The following is a 13,392-nucleotide window of genomic DNA, read 5'->3' on the forward strand; positions in this document are numbered from 1 at the left end:
GGGACCTATGCCAAATTCTGCACCTATTTGGTCACCATCTGCTGAGCGCGTCAGCAATAGCAACTTATTACGGTTCATCGAAAAGGTTAATAAAGACAAAGCCGAAGGTACCGTAATCAACAATTACACGTCTCTACACCAGTGGTCCATTGAGCACAATGATGAATTTTGGCGACATACTTGGCAGTTTTGCAACGTAATCGGAGATATAGGTTCGCAAATCAAGAGCCTTGGCAGTCCCAAATGGACACAAACAGGTTCTAATCATCACCATGTAAATAGAGACACAGTATGGTTTGCTGACGCCACGCTGAACTACGCAGAGAACCTCCTATCTCAGGCTGAGCAATCACCAGAGCGTGAGTTTATTGTTTTTAGCAATGAAAGCGGTGAACACCGACAACTCACCGGTAAACAGTTGCTTGAACAAGTTTCTGCCATTCAACAATGGCTACTCAATTGTGGTGTCGGTAAAGGCGATGTCGTTGCGGGTTATTTGCCCTACCTTCCTGAAACCGTTATAGCCATGTTGGCTACTACAAGCCTTGGCGCTATTTGGACTTCAACCTCTCCTGATTTTGGTATCGATAGCGTCGTAGAGCGTTTTGGTCAGGTTAAGCCGAAAGTTCTTTTTTGCTGTGATGGCTACCAGTTCGGAGGCAAAGCTTTCGATATGACGGACAAGAACACCACTCTTAGTAGTAAGTTAAGCAGTGCCTCCGAAGAGACTACTATTAGCGTATGCCAAATCGAATATTTACAAAACGCTAAGAGAGCTACCACTTCTGACTTTGTCTCTTGGTCCGATATTACTCACCACTTTTCTCCACAATCAATTCAATATCAACCAACGCTGTTTAATGACCCATTATTCATTTTGTATTCTTCTGGTACAACAGGTCAACCTAAGTGTATTGTTCATTCCGCAGGCGGTACCTTGCTCAATCACCTCAAAGAACATCAACTGCATTGCGACATCAAATCGCAAGACAAGGTTTTCTACTACACAACATGTGGTTGGATGATGTGGAACTGGCATGTTTCCGCTCTTGCGAGTGGTGCAGCCTTAGTGATTTACGACGGTAGTCCGGTTTACCCTGATCACTCCGTCTTATGGCGATTAGCAGAAGAACATAGCGTGTCGCTGTTTGGTACTTCAGCGAAATACTTAGAAGCACAGGAACAGGCAAGCTGCTCTCCAAAACTAAAACATAACCTGAAGTCACTCAAAACTCTTTGCTCAACTGGTTCGGTGCTTTACCCAGAACAATTTAGTTATGTCTATCAGCACATCAAGCAGGACTTGCATCTCGCTTCTATCGCTGGCGGCACGGATATTTGCGGATGCTTTGTACTGGGAAACCCTATCTCACCAGTTTACAAAGGTGAATGCCAAGGCGCAGGGCTGGGAATCGACGTGCGTGTTTTGGACGACGAGGGAAAAACCATTACACAGCAACGCGGCGAACTAACTTGCAATAACTCACTACCTAACTTCCCTATTGGCTTCTGGCACGACAACGGCGAACGCTATCACAACGCTTATTGGAGCAAGTTTACCGATATCTGGCACCATGGCGACGATGTGATGCAAACCGAACATGGCGGCTTCATTTTTTATGGCCGTAGTGACGCAACCTTAAATCCAGGCGGCGTACGCATCGGTACCGCTGAAATCTATCAGCAAGTGAACGCGTTACCCGAGGTTGAAGACTCCATCGCTGTCGGCAAGTTAAACCAGCAGTCTGAAGAAATCTGGTTACTAGTAAAACTCGCTCACAACGTCGAGTTAACCCAACAACTCACCGATTCAATTCGCCAAACATTGAAAACAAAATGTTCACCGCGCCATGTCCCACGACAAATTTTTGCTATCAGTGATATTCCTAAAACGCGCTCAGGCAAATTGGTTGAGCTAGCCGTGAAACAATTGGTAAACGGACAAGCTGTAAAAAACATTGGTGCTATTGCTAACCCAGAAGTGCTGGAAGAAATTAAAACGCTTTTCAACATAGAAAGTGGCACCACTGTCACTTAGAGACTCAACAAGTCTTCCAACAATACAGACGGGTATAACCTAACTGTATTTTTAGCTCTCTCGATAACTCCTCCCCACTTTCGTGGAAACTGTGCGAAATATGCTTCATGTAAACAAAAAAGGTGAGATAATTCTATCTCACCTTTGAGCCATATGAGCGGGAGCATTAGTTGGGGGTTAAGCTTTTATCAGTTGGCTCATATCTTCGCGAACTTGTGGCACCGTTAAACCAACGATGATTTGAAGGCTCTCTTGATTTCTAACAATATTCACCGCTCCGTGCTGTGTGAAAAATGCGTTCTCCTTTACAAGAGAGACATCTTTAACTTTAACACGCAGACGCGTCGCGCAATTAGTTAACAAGTCAATGTTTTCTTTTCCACCCAAACCTTCAATAAAGGCACTAGCTTGTGACGGACTTGCGCTACTGTTATGGACCGCTTTCGCTTCTTTGTAGTCAGCTTTTGAATACAACTTACTATCTGCACCTTCACGCCCCGGAGTAAGTATGTTGTATTTTAAAATAAGCGCGCGAAACGTAACAAAGTAAACACCAGTAAACATGAGACCAATAATAATCTGAATCACGTATGTTCCTGCATGGTTACCAGCCAAAGGCAACCAGTTTTGGAAAATGAAGTCTATCAAGCCAGTCTGAAAGTTACCGGAAACACCAAACATAAAGGCGATCGTTGCCATTGTCGCAGATAACAACGCATGCAAAGCAAACAGCGCAGGTGCGATAAATAAGAATGTAAACTCTATTGGTTCGGTGATCCCTGTAAGAATTGCTGTGATTGCGGCACCGAGCACTAACCCCATCACCATCTTTTTATTTTCTTTTTTTGCAACTGAATAGAGTGCTAGTGCGATACCCGTACAACCAAACACTTTACCCATTCCCGTCAACATCAAACCACCCTGAGGAAATTGTGTCGTTAAACTTTCCGAGCTCTGGGCGAATGTCTGTATATTTTGAATCCAATAGGCAACCGTTCCGCCATCGACTGCAACTGGCCCATAAAAAACGGGACCATATACGAAATGATGCAACCCCGTTGGTATCATGATTCGCTCTAAAAACGTAAATAGCCATACCCCTAACGATCCAGCAGAAACCAAAAATGATTGCAGATTGTTAATACCATGCTGAATACTTGGCCAAGTCAAACAAGTTAGAATTGCCATCACGACCATAATGGGGAAACTAATGATCACAACCAATGGCGTTCCGCCAAATACAGCCGCCCAATCCGGTAGCTTTTTATCAAAGAATCGGTTGTGAACCCAAACAGAGAGACTTGCAATTAAAATGGCACCTAGCAAGTTGGTATCAAGCGTTAGAATGCCACCAACTTCAGTCAAACCTCGCTCACCTTCCGTATAGTTCACGCCCAGTTCTGGTCCCCAAAATTGAAGGATTCCACCAATAACGTAGTTAAACGTAATGTAGGAAACGAGTGTTGCAAGTACAGCGCGACCAGATGCTTTTTTAGCTAAAGCGATAGGTAACCCAACGGCAAAAATAAGTGCCATATTTTTAAATACAGCGAGAGATGCCTGTAAAATGATCGTCGAGACTTTAACCCAAGCACTCCCCTCTAGTGCCCAAGGAAACACTTCTTGATTTAACAGCACAACAGAGAAACCCAATAACATGCCCGCTGCTGGAAATAATAGAACGGGAACAAACATCGCGGCCCCGAACCTTTGAATAATGTCTTTCATATAAACCTCTTGTTTCATTCACGGAGCCTACAAGTAGGCCCCGAACGTCCAGTTGTTATTGAAAAAATTGAGGAAGGTAGGCTTTATTTTCTTCTAGTAATTGTTTTGTTATTTCTTTAGCTTTTGGCACATTAACCACGGTACGGTTAAGTGTGAGTGCATTAATCAGCTTTTGCTGACTTCCTTCGTACCAAGCATCCACGACTAATTTCTCGTAACCAAGTTGGCTCTCAATCATGGCTTTTTGGAAAGTTGGGATTTTTCCTACAGTAAAAGCTTTCGGTCCATCACTAGTTAGCGCAGCTGGAACTTCTACCATGGCGTCATTTTGTAAATTTGTAATAGCACCATTATTCGGTACGATGACGAGATACACATCGCTCAAGTTGTAGGCAAGCGAAGCCGCGACTCTCACCATGTATCGACCATGGATATCGGCATGCAGTGTTTCGTGCTTCGTGGTGCCCGCTTCAATTATTCTTGCGTTCAATTCGAACACTCGTTTCTCACGGCCGTTAATTACCTGCCTTGCGCGAGTATTATTGATATCCTCTTTCGCCACCATTTTTTCAGGGTACAAATAGTATTGAAGATACGTATTCGGCAAAAACTCTGGATTATCAGCAAGCATTGTTCTCATGTTTTTGAATGTGGCTTGCCACGATGGGTCATCCGCTATTTCCGCATCAACCGCACTGATCCCTTCTTTTAGGATGATATTTTTAATTTTGTCCGTTAAGTCTTCACCCTGTTTGTTACGAATTTTGGTAAACCAGCCATAGTGATTAAGCCCAAAATATTCAGGAACGAAGTCCCAAATTTCACATCCTAACAATTGCGCATAGCTGACCATAATCGCTGCTGGCATATCACAGATATTTAGAATTCGCTTATCATGCGGAAATTCACGATTTAAAGCTTCAGCGACAATTGCCGCCGGGTTGGTGTAATTAAGAATCCACGCATCTGGACACGTTTGTCGGATCTCGTTCACTAGCTGGATCATGTCGCCGATAGAGCGAAGTCCATATGCCATTCCTCCCGCGCCACATGTCTCTTGCCCAACACAAGAGTTGGATAGCGGGATTTGTTCATCGCGCTCGCGCATGGCCAACCCACCAGTGCGGATCTGGATAAAGAAAAAGTCCGAATCTGCGAATGCGACAGATTTATCCGTTGTATAAACAAACTCTTCAACTTCTGGATAGTGTTCTCGCAATAGAATTTCAGTAGCTAATGCATTCGATTCTTGGCGTTTCTCATCTATGTCGTAAAACACGACTTTTGCGAGTGGAAAGTTATCTTTTTCAGCAATAAGGCTGTTCATCATACCAAGTGTGTATGTACTGCCAGCACCAACAATCGTTAATTTTTGACGTTTCATTCCGCTACCTCAAATGTTTACCCTGCAAATGTATAAAATAAGTATTAATACTTTTATGATACATTTAAAGTGTAAGCACAAAGATACGAGATAAAAATCACACAAAGATCCTAAGGAAAAGTATTAACTACATCTCAGGTCACATTCTTGCTATCATGATCCAAGACTTAGCGAGGTATTATGAAACCCAAATACATAGACATTGCGGAACGATTAGAAAAAAAGATCAAAGATGGGGAACTACAACCGAAATCGATGCTTCCAAAAGAGAGTGATTTGCAAGAAGAGTTTTCCGTAAGCCGCGTAACCATCAGAAAAAGCTTACAAATTCTGGTCGACAATAATTTAATTAGTCGGACAAGAGGTAGTGGAACTTATGTAAACGATCTAAAAGCCCAACATGATGCCTTACATTTGCTGGGTTTTATCGAGGAAGTCAGTAAACAGGGGAAAACGCCTAGCTCTCAAGTCATAAAGTTCGAACTTAAAAAGCCGAATGAGCAGGTTGCTAAGCAGTTAAATCTCTCGCCCAATGATGATACATATGAAATACATAGACTCAGATGTATTAATGATGAGCCTGAAATTTACGAAGTCACTCATATGCCAGCAGTGTTATTTCCAGACTTGAGCATAGCCATAATGAATGGTTCTAAATATGAGTACATTGAAAATAGCAAAGGATTGAAAATTGCGAAAAGCAGTCAGTCTGTCAAACCGTATTTGTTAGATGCAGAGACGGCCTCATACCTGAATGAATCAGAAGCTTCCCCTATTCTAAAAGTTGAGTCCACTGGTTACCTAGAAGATGGTCGTGCATTTGAATATACCGTCAATTACTTCCGACTTCATCAATACAGCTTCGAGTTTATTTCAACTAGGACGTAGTACTATTCGACGCTAATGGTTAATCATTGCGCCAAATCTTATATCCGACCTCTCGCATTGCTCTGCCGAGCAGGTGGGAGGCGACTGGCGCAGTGAGAACGATAAACAACATCGTACCGATAACCCGAGAGATCACGGTAACTTCAGGGAGTGAGAAAGCGACCGCTAATAACAAGCAGCTCACTCCGACAGTTCCAGCTTTGGTCGCTGCATGCATTCGGGTATACAAATCAGGAAGCCTCAGGACACCTAGACTTGCAACCAAGGTCAACAATGTTCCTAAGCATAAAAATAGTCCAATCAACACGTCCATTATTCTTTCTCCTTTCTTTTAACGATCAAACGTGCAAATGCGATCGTGCCGAGAAATGCGACCAAACCTAATGTAATGGCGATATCTAACAGAGCGTCCTCACCGCTGTCTAAGGTGTAAACCGTAATAAATCCGATAGTGATAAATGAAATCAGATCTAACGCCACCACTCGATCAGCTAGCGTTGGTCCTAGAATTAAACGAGCAAAAGCCATAACAAAGCTGAGTAGTAGCCCAGAATAGGCAAAAGTGACCGTTATTTGCAGCCAACTATCCACGCGTCACCTCCAAAATTCGATGCTCTAACCCATCTTTAATTCCGCGAATAACCTCTTCATGTTCAGGTGCAAACATGGCATGAACGATAAGATACTTTTTATCAGCCGTAACATCCAAACTAAGCGTGCCCGGTGTTAAAGAAACCATGTTCGCCAGTAATGTGATTTCTAGATCAGAATCGACCTCCAGAGGGACATAAACGATATCAGGCTGACTCAAATGAGTAGGTGTCACGACGTCCCACACCACTTTCGCAACCGATATAACCATTTCATAAGCGAAGTACATCAATAACTTCAATGCAGATGCAAAACGTTGAAAATAGCTCGTTTTCAATCCAAATGGTTGACTCAACCTTAAAGCAAAAAAACCGACCGTAAATCCGACAACAAAATTCAGACTCGAATAGCTGCCGTTAAGCATCATCCACGCTAACGCTAAGAAAAAATTGAGGAATAGATAGATCATGCATTTCCTCCTAACACCACTCTGATGTATTCAGTCGGATTTAACAGTTGTTCTGCAGCTTGAACGGAAAATTGATAAAAAGGCTCCGCCACTAAGCCAATGATTAGCGTCAACGTCGTCAATACAATAATTGGAACGCAGTACAACCAATGTACTTTGGCCTGCAGAGTCTGTTCTGGCTTCTCTCTAAATGGCTTTTTCCAAAATGCCTCACTCCAAATTTTCGTCATCGAGTAGACAGTAAGCAACCCCACCAATAACGCGGTACCTGCTAACCAGTAATATTCAGCCTGTATGCTCGACTTGATGACCAATAGCTTTCCCCAGAAACCCGATAGCGGTGGAAAACCGGCCAGAGAAAACGCAGGCACAAGAAACAAGAACGCCAACCAAGGCATAGCTTTATATACCCCACCCAAATGTTCAAGTTGACTAGAGCCATATTTGCGCTCGATGAATCCACCTATTAAGAACAAATTCGCTTTTACAATGATGTGATGAACAATGTAGAAAATGGCACCGGCTAAAGCTAAGGGAGTGTAAATAGCCAACCCCATGATCATATAGCCTATTTGGCTAACAATATGAAAAGAAAGAATTTTCTTAATGTCGAATTGGCTAGCCGCTCCTAAAACGCCCGTTAACATGGTTAGCCCTGCGACCCAAATTAACGTCGGTTGCCAGCCACTCTCGGCGAGCGGAAATACTAAGGTGAAGACTCTTATCAACGCGTATACACCGACTTTAGTAAGCAACGCTGCAAACAGTGCCACCACACCGCTTGGCAACGTGTGATAAGAAGCGGGCAACCAAGCAAATAAAGGAAAGAGTGCCGCTTTAATAGAGAAGGCAAACAAAAACAGCGCGGACAGCATCATGTTGATGCTCAATTCATTTCCCCCAACTTTGGTGTAGAGATCGGCCAAGTTCAAGGTGCCCGTTGCGCCATACAATAAACCGATAGCAAGTAAGAATACCAGCGTCGAAATCAGGTTCAACATCACGTACTTTACTGCACCATCAACTTGAGTTTTCGTTGCATCTAACACCATTAAACCAAATGATGAAATGAGCATGACCTCAAACCAAACATACAGATTAAAAATATCTCCAGTCAGGAAAGCGCCATAAACGCCAGCAAGCAACACGTGCATTAGCGCATGGTAATTGCTATAGGAGGGCTTTCGGTGAAGGTCCGCCATCGCGTAGAAAACACATATCGCACCAATCACCGCCGTTATCATCACCATAGCAACGCTGAGGTAATCTGCGACAAACACGATACCAAATGGCGCACTCCACTGACCAAAAGCAACGGCTTGAATACCATTATTTATGATGTTTTCTGTGAGAAAGCCCGCAACGAAAAGGTTCGAAATCGCACTTACACCGCTCAACCACTCAACACTTTTTGTTGAGCGACGGACGAAGAAGATAATCAACGCCGTACTCAGCGAGAGAACTACCGGTAACGTAAGCAAAATCGAACTCATTGACCCTCCTCAGAACGTTGCATTTCATCGACGTTTGCAGTTCCAGTGTCTTTATAAGCTCGATAGAACAGCATTAAAGCAAAAATAAGTAGTCCAAAACCGATGACTATCGCAGTTAAGATAAGCGCTTGAGGTAAAGGATTTGCCGCGCTATCTGGTGGTAAAAGAGCATTATCGCCAATCAATGGCGGCTCTCCGGGCGTCAGCCTTCCAGCGGTAAAAATAGCAAGGTTAACCGCACTACTGAGTAACATGATGCCGAACAAAAGGCGCAAGATATGCTTTTCAAGCATTAAATAAACACCTGCTGCGACAAATACTCCAACGACAACACTCCAGACTATTTCCATCACTCTAGCTCCTCATTAATACGAAGCAGCATACCCATCACGCCACCTATAACGGCAAGGTAAACACCAACATCAAAAACCAATGGCGTCCCTAGTGGTATCACGTCTTTCCACCACAGTCCGGTCAAAAACGGTTTATCAAACGCAAAGCTCAAAGCACCAGAAACTAAGCTCAATGCGATGCCAGATAACGCAATGAGAAACGGTTTGAAATACAACCTAGAACGAACGTATTTCGGTGATTCCGCGAACATGAGAAGTGATAAACCAATAACGGCAATCAACGCACCAATAAAGCCACCACCCGGTTCGTTATGACCACGTAACAACAGATACACTGAAAATACGAGCATGAGTGCCGAAACGATGTGTGCCGTGGTTGCAAAAATTAATGATTGGATACGATTTTGCTTTTTCGCTCTTGTCTTAAGCAAGCTCACTGCCGCAATCCCAGCAATAACAACGACGACAACTTCTCCCAATGTATCAAATGCGCGAAAGTCGACCAGAATAACGTTAACAATGTTTCGCCCATGTCCACCCGGGACACTGTTTTCTGCAAAGAAATCTGACACCGAAGAGTCCATCGGCTGAGACGTGATTCCTAACAAAAGTAAAGTAACCGAAACTCCTATCACACCTGCTATGCAAATATTCGCTACTTTACGTCTTATTGAATGCTTGGGCACGGTGGTTAGACGTGGCATATGACGCATTAACAATGCAAGAAAGACCACCATTAATGTTTCCACTAACAGTAAAGTCTTCGCAACGTCCGGGGCGCTATAAATCATAAAAACAAGCGTGGTCATGAAGCCAATCATACCAAGCGCAGAAATCGCAAGAAGTCTTGCGTGGGACAACGTACATACGAGCGCAGCACCAATCAACAATAAGGCAATACCAATCTCATAGAAAGTGACACTTGAAAGTTCGCCAACCAAAGGCAGAGGAATAAGCGCTACCTGACTCAGTAACGCAACGGCAAGTACCGTGAAAAATAATAGGACATAGCGACTCAATTTCTTTTGCTGTAACCGCGCCGTTTGCCACTTCGCCACTGTCATCATGCCATCTAATAGTCGTTCAAAAATATTCTCCGCTTTGGGGACGAATAGATGTAACCGCTGAAAAAATGCAGACACAGTAGGATAAACACGGTACACCACATACCCCAACGCTAGCGTAATAACGCTTAACACTAACGGTACATTCACGCCATGCCATAGTGATGTCTCTTTAAGAGTTGCTGTGGGCAGAATGTCAGCAGAGCCCGGAAAAATAATATTGCGATCTAACCAATTCAAACCGAATAACGGAACTAGGAGGCTGCCAACTGCCAAGAGCAAAGGCGAGATCCACATGGCTTTTTTTGTCTCAACTGGCTTAGTTTCAATCGGCACGAGATCACGGCGAGCAAAGAATGGTCTCGCAATAAGCATAATGGTTAGCGCGACCATCAGTATATTCACGATTAAAAGTACAAAGGCGATCCAGTTATTGAGCTCTACTGCGGATTTGTACATGTATTCTTTGCTCAAAAAGCCTAACAACGGCGGGAACCCCGCTTTAGACAATGCAGCCAAACTCCCCGCAACCATGCTGATGACGAGAACTGACTTCAGACCGTACAATTGATCAATATCTCGTGTTCCTGTCGCTTTGTCGATATTACCCACCACCATAAACAGCGCAGCTTTATAGAAAGAGTGAGCGAGAATAAACATCAATACCGCACTAACGGCCAAATCTGTGCCCATACCTAGTAATAATGTTAATTTACCCAAAGCAACATTCGTGCTGTAGGCTAGCATCAGCTTCAAGTCAGTTTGTTTTAATGCGACAAATGTGCACCAAATGGCCGTGATACTCCCAGTGATGACTAAAGCATAAAACCAGATCTCGCTGTGGGCATAAACTGGCGATAAACGTGCTAATAGGTAAATGCCTGCCTTTACCATTGTTGCCGAGTGTAAATACGCACTGACCGGAGTGGGAGCTGCCATCGCGTTAGGTAGCCAAAAATGAAACGGGAATTGCGCAGATTTAGTAAATGCACCGAGTAGTATGAGCACTAGAGATGGGATAAACCATTCATGCTGCGCAATAGTGTCTGCCTGCTCGATAATGGTATTTAGCTCATAACTCCCAGCCATTGCTCCCAGCAAGATAAGACCAGCTAGCAACGCTAGTCCACCAGCACCGGTAACAATCAGCGACTGCAAGGCGTTTTTCCGAGACGTTTTATTTTCGTGATTAAACCCGATCAGTAAGTAAGAAGTGATGGTGGTGAGTTCCCAGAAAACAAATAACAACAGAATGTTATCGCTCATCACAATCCCTAGCATGGCAAGCATGAATAGGGTTAGATACAAATGAAAGGAAAACCGGCTATCACTTTCTCGTAAATAAGCCAAAGCGTAGATTTGAATCAGTGCGCCAATCCCACTGATCAGTCCCGCAAAAAGAAATGAAAGACCATCTAATCTAAAGCTAAGGTTGATATCGAGGCTTGGTATCCATTCCGCATTCCAGCTCACGCCTGCAGGAGTATAGATATAGAAGAGAAAAGAGAAGATTAAAACTGGCAGCGCAGGGAAAATCAGTAAGACCAACTGATTATCTAGGTTTTTCGGTAGGTTTTCTTTACCCGTTATGTTATTCAACATCGCAGCCCATTCGTTATTATAAGAAGATACGCCCTATCCGGCGCAAATGACAAACTCCACTGTATTGTTTTAGCCCAAGCGCTTCAAAAACGATCATGAAACCAAGGGAAAAGTAGCAAACAGTAATCACTGAGTGCTACTTAGAGGAACGCCGATACAAACCGCTATTTGCTGTCTGCTACGGCATAAGAACGTAGGTCACTACTTACGTGTTCTTGGCTGAATGTATATGGATTATCGTCATCAGCTAACTCGAATGCATCGTAGGTGCAGTCACCGATATCATTTCTCGGACAAACATAAACATTCGAACGTTCTATCATTTCTGTGTGGCATTTCGGGCATAGGTTTTTCATGTCACTCTCCTCTGATAACTTATTGATACATTGATAATTCCATGTTCTAGAGATCCATCTCCCTCCTTTACCTAAAACATCACTTAAACCCAACTTTGTTACACCCCAATTACTGAATCGGTGAGACAAAACCATCGGGCTTAAGAGCGACCAAACTACAGTTAATCGATTGCAAAATATTTTCAGCCGTATTACCAATGACATAGCCAGATATACCAGTTCTCGCTAAGGTTCCCATTACCAGCACGTCTACCTCAATACTCTCTACGTAATCTGGAATCTTTTCGTCGGGTTTTCCATGCAGGTGGTGAATCACAATTTCACCTGTAATCCCAGACTCCTCCAACAGCTGTTGCAGAGCTTGTTTATGATCGGCTTTTGCCTTATCGAGTTCATGTTTCAACTCAGCATCATCGACTTGAATCCAAGCGTTACCATTAAGGTAGTTTTCTAAGTAATACTCCCAGCAAGAAATCACGTGTAAACGACTATCGCAGGTGTCGGCTATCGAACGCGATAATTCGAGTAAACGCACGGCTAATGAGTGCTGTTCATCGCTTGCCGTTAATGGGTCGATAGCCACAGCAACACGGCGTTTATCTCTTGGCTTATCAATTGGTCGGTGCAACCAAAGCGGACAAGGGCATTTTCGTAACAGAGTCATATCAATAGCTTTGAAACCCTCAGCACCTTCACCGAGCGGTTCAGCTTCTTTGATGATGAGATCTTTGTTATCAGCTAATGCTTCTTGAATAATACAGACAGCGGGCTTTTCACTGCTTTTCACAGTAAGAGGAAATGCGAGATCCTCTTCAGAGAGTCCCAGCTTCTGTCTGTATTCGTGAATACTTTGTTTGAGGGAGTCTTGCAGCGATTGCTCATAACTTTGCTGATACTGGATCATGTCTGTTGGGAAATCAGGACACGCTATTAGCCCTGAGACAGGCACTTTGTTGCTAGATGCAATCCTCATCGCTTGTTCGAGGGCGTCACTATGGCCTGGCAATCCTTGTGTTGCAAAAAGTATGTTTGCGAATCGTTTCATACACACCTCCTTGTTTGGTTAAATATTAACCACCCACAAAGTATAATACCTAACGGATAATTGTAACGGCTTGTGACGTTGATGAAATCAATTCTCATTAAGAGACGGATATTGCTTCATTTTGTTTTACGTCACACTCTCCTTTCTTCACAACTATCGCCTTCGACCTAAATAAATTCCGCTACCTAAAATTGAGACCAAATAAAAACCCAAATTACTCAAAGTTTTTTCTCACCTTGAGTAACTTGGGTATAAGCAATAACACACTTAGTGTCCGGATTTAAATGGATGACCTAAATTTTCACGCAACTTAGTTTAAAGATGCCATCTCAATCACGAATCGATATGCAAAGTTTTACGGCTTTAGTGACCTAAAATCGC

The 13,392-nt window shown here is 43.4% G+C and carries 12 protein-coding genes; 2 read left to right on the forward strand and 10 right to left on the reverse strand.

What is annotated here, in order from left to right; translation table 11 throughout:
• The first annotated feature begins 7 nt into the window (after nt 1-7).
• Nucleotides 8-2,038 carry an acetoacetate--CoA ligase gene (locus R7E51_RS00275; RefSeq protein ID WP_206957771.1) on the forward strand — a complete coding sequence of 677 codons (2,031 nt, stop codon included), beginning with the start codon at nt 8-10 and terminating at the stop codon, nt 2,036-2,038.
• A gap of 177 nt (nt 2,039-2,215) precedes the next feature.
• Here the strand turns inward: R7E51_RS00275 and R7E51_RS00280 are convergent, their stop codons facing one another.
• Entirely contained in the window at nt 2,216-3,766 is a 1,551-nt protein-coding gene (locus R7E51_RS00280; RefSeq protein WP_053308067.1) for an alpha-glucoside-specific PTS transporter subunit IIBC, read from the reverse strand.
• A 55-nt stretch (nt 3,767-3,821) separates the two neighbouring features.
• Entirely contained in the window at nt 3,822-5,150 is a 1,329-nt protein-coding gene (locus R7E51_RS00285) for a 6-phospho-alpha-glucosidase (RefSeq protein WP_005373308.1), read from the reverse strand.
• Between the two features lie 180 nt (nt 5,151-5,330).
• On the opposite strand from R7E51_RS00285, the gene R7E51_RS00290 reads away from it, so the two are divergent.
• Complete coding sequence (locus R7E51_RS00290) at nt 5,331-6,038, forward strand: GntR family transcriptional regulator (RefSeq protein WP_005373312.1); 708 nt, start codon at nt 5,331-5,333, stop codon at nt 6,036-6,038.
• Between the two features lie 19 nt (nt 6,039-6,057).
• Here R7E51_RS00290 and mnhG read toward each other — a convergent pair whose 3' ends face one another.
• The 8 genes from mnhG to R7E51_RS00330 form a co-directional block, all read right to left on the reverse strand.
• Nucleotides 6,058-6,351: a monovalent cation/H(+) antiporter subunit G gene (gene mnhG, locus R7E51_RS00295; RefSeq protein WP_005373314.1), complete on the reverse strand. Its 294-nt coding sequence runs from the start codon at nt 6,349-6,351 to the stop codon at nt 6,058-6,060.
• A complete protein-coding gene (locus R7E51_RS00300) occupies nt 6,351-6,629 on the reverse strand; it encodes a cation:proton antiporter (protein ID WP_005373317.1) in 279 nt (92 codons plus the stop codon). Before R7E51_RS00300 ends, mnhG begins: the two co-directional genes overlap by 1 nt.
• On the reverse strand, nt 6,622-7,098 hold the full coding sequence (locus tag R7E51_RS00305; RefSeq protein WP_104976188.1) for a Na+/H+ antiporter subunit E: 477 nt from the start codon (nt 7,096-7,098) through the stop codon (nt 6,622-6,624). The genes R7E51_RS00300 and R7E51_RS00305 overlap by 8 nt, the downstream gene beginning before the upstream one ends.
• Nucleotides 7,095-8,591, reverse strand: a complete 1,497-nt coding sequence (locus R7E51_RS00310) for a Na+/H+ antiporter subunit D (RefSeq protein ID WP_206957773.1) — start codon at nt 8,589-8,591, stop codon at nt 7,095-7,097. Before R7E51_RS00310 ends, R7E51_RS00305 begins: the two co-directional genes overlap by 4 nt.
• On the reverse strand, nt 8,588-8,941 hold the full coding sequence (locus tag R7E51_RS00315) for a Na+/H+ antiporter subunit C (protein WP_017633704.1): 354 nt from the start codon (nt 8,939-8,941) through the stop codon (nt 8,588-8,590). Before R7E51_RS00315 ends, R7E51_RS00310 begins: the two co-directional genes overlap by 4 nt.
• Nucleotides 8,941-11,610, reverse strand: coding sequence for a hydrogen gas-evolving membrane-bound hydrogenase subunit E (gene mbhE, locus R7E51_RS00320; RefSeq protein ID WP_104980549.1), 2,670 nt, complete (start codon nt 11,608-11,610; stop codon nt 8,941-8,943). The genes R7E51_RS00315 and mbhE overlap by 1 nt, the downstream gene beginning before the upstream one ends.
• A gap of 164 nt (nt 11,611-11,774) precedes the next feature.
• Complete coding sequence (locus R7E51_RS00325; protein ID WP_005373328.1) at nt 11,775-11,966, reverse strand: hypothetical protein; 192 nt, start codon at nt 11,964-11,966, stop codon at nt 11,775-11,777.
• Nucleotides 11,967-12,075: 109 nt separating this feature from the next.
• Nucleotides 12,076-13,011, reverse strand: a complete 936-nt coding sequence (locus tag R7E51_RS00330) for a universal stress protein (protein WP_005373330.1) — start codon at nt 13,009-13,011, stop codon at nt 12,076-12,078.
• Nucleotides 13,012-13,392 lie beyond the last annotated feature (381 nt).

The organism is Vibrio sp. Vb1166 (assembly GCF_033338695.1).
GTDB lineage: Bacteria > Pseudomonadota > Gammaproteobacteria > Enterobacterales > Vibrionaceae > Vibrio > Vibrio alginolyticus.

Excerpts from the sequence above, each read along its gene's own strand:
- R7E51_RS00290 (WP_005373312.1), top strand. The coding sequence starts at position 5,331 with ATGAAACCCAAATACATAGACATTGCGGAACGATTAGAAAAAAAGATC.
- mnhG (WP_005373314.1), bottom strand. The coding sequence starts at position 6,351 with ATGGACGTGTTGATTGGACTATTTTTATGCTTAGGAACATTGTTGACC.
- R7E51_RS00275 (WP_206957771.1), top strand. The coding sequence starts at position 8 with ATGCCAAATTCTGCACCTATTTGGTCACCATCTGCTGAGCGCGTCAGC.
- R7E51_RS00305 (WP_104976188.1), bottom strand. The coding sequence starts at position 7,098 with ATGATCTATCTATTCCTCAATTTTTTCTTAGCGTTAGCGTGGATGATG.
- R7E51_RS00280 (WP_053308067.1), bottom strand. The coding sequence starts at position 3,766 with ATGAAAGACATTATTCAAAGGTTCGGGGCCGCGATGTTTGTTCCCGTT.
- R7E51_RS00325 (WP_005373328.1), bottom strand. The coding sequence starts at position 11,966 with ATGAAAAACCTATGCCCGAAATGCCACACAGAAATGATAGAACGTTCG.
- R7E51_RS00285 (WP_005373308.1), bottom strand. The coding sequence starts at position 5,150 with ATGAAACGTCAAAAATTAACGATTGTTGGTGCTGGCAGTACATACACA.
- R7E51_RS00330 (WP_005373330.1), bottom strand. The coding sequence starts at position 13,011 with ATGAAACGATTCGCAAACATACTTTTTGCAACACAAGGATTGCCAGGC.
- mbhE (WP_104980549.1), bottom strand. The coding sequence starts at position 11,610 with ATGTTGAATAACATAACGGGTAAAGAAAACCTACCGAAAAACCTAGAT.
- R7E51_RS00310 (WP_206957773.1), bottom strand. The coding sequence starts at position 8,591 with ATGAGTTCGATTTTGCTTACGTTACCGGTAGTTCTCTCGCTGAGTACG.
- R7E51_RS00315 (WP_017633704.1), bottom strand. The coding sequence starts at position 8,941 with ATGGAAATAGTCTGGAGTGTTGTCGTTGGAGTATTTGTCGCAGCAGGT.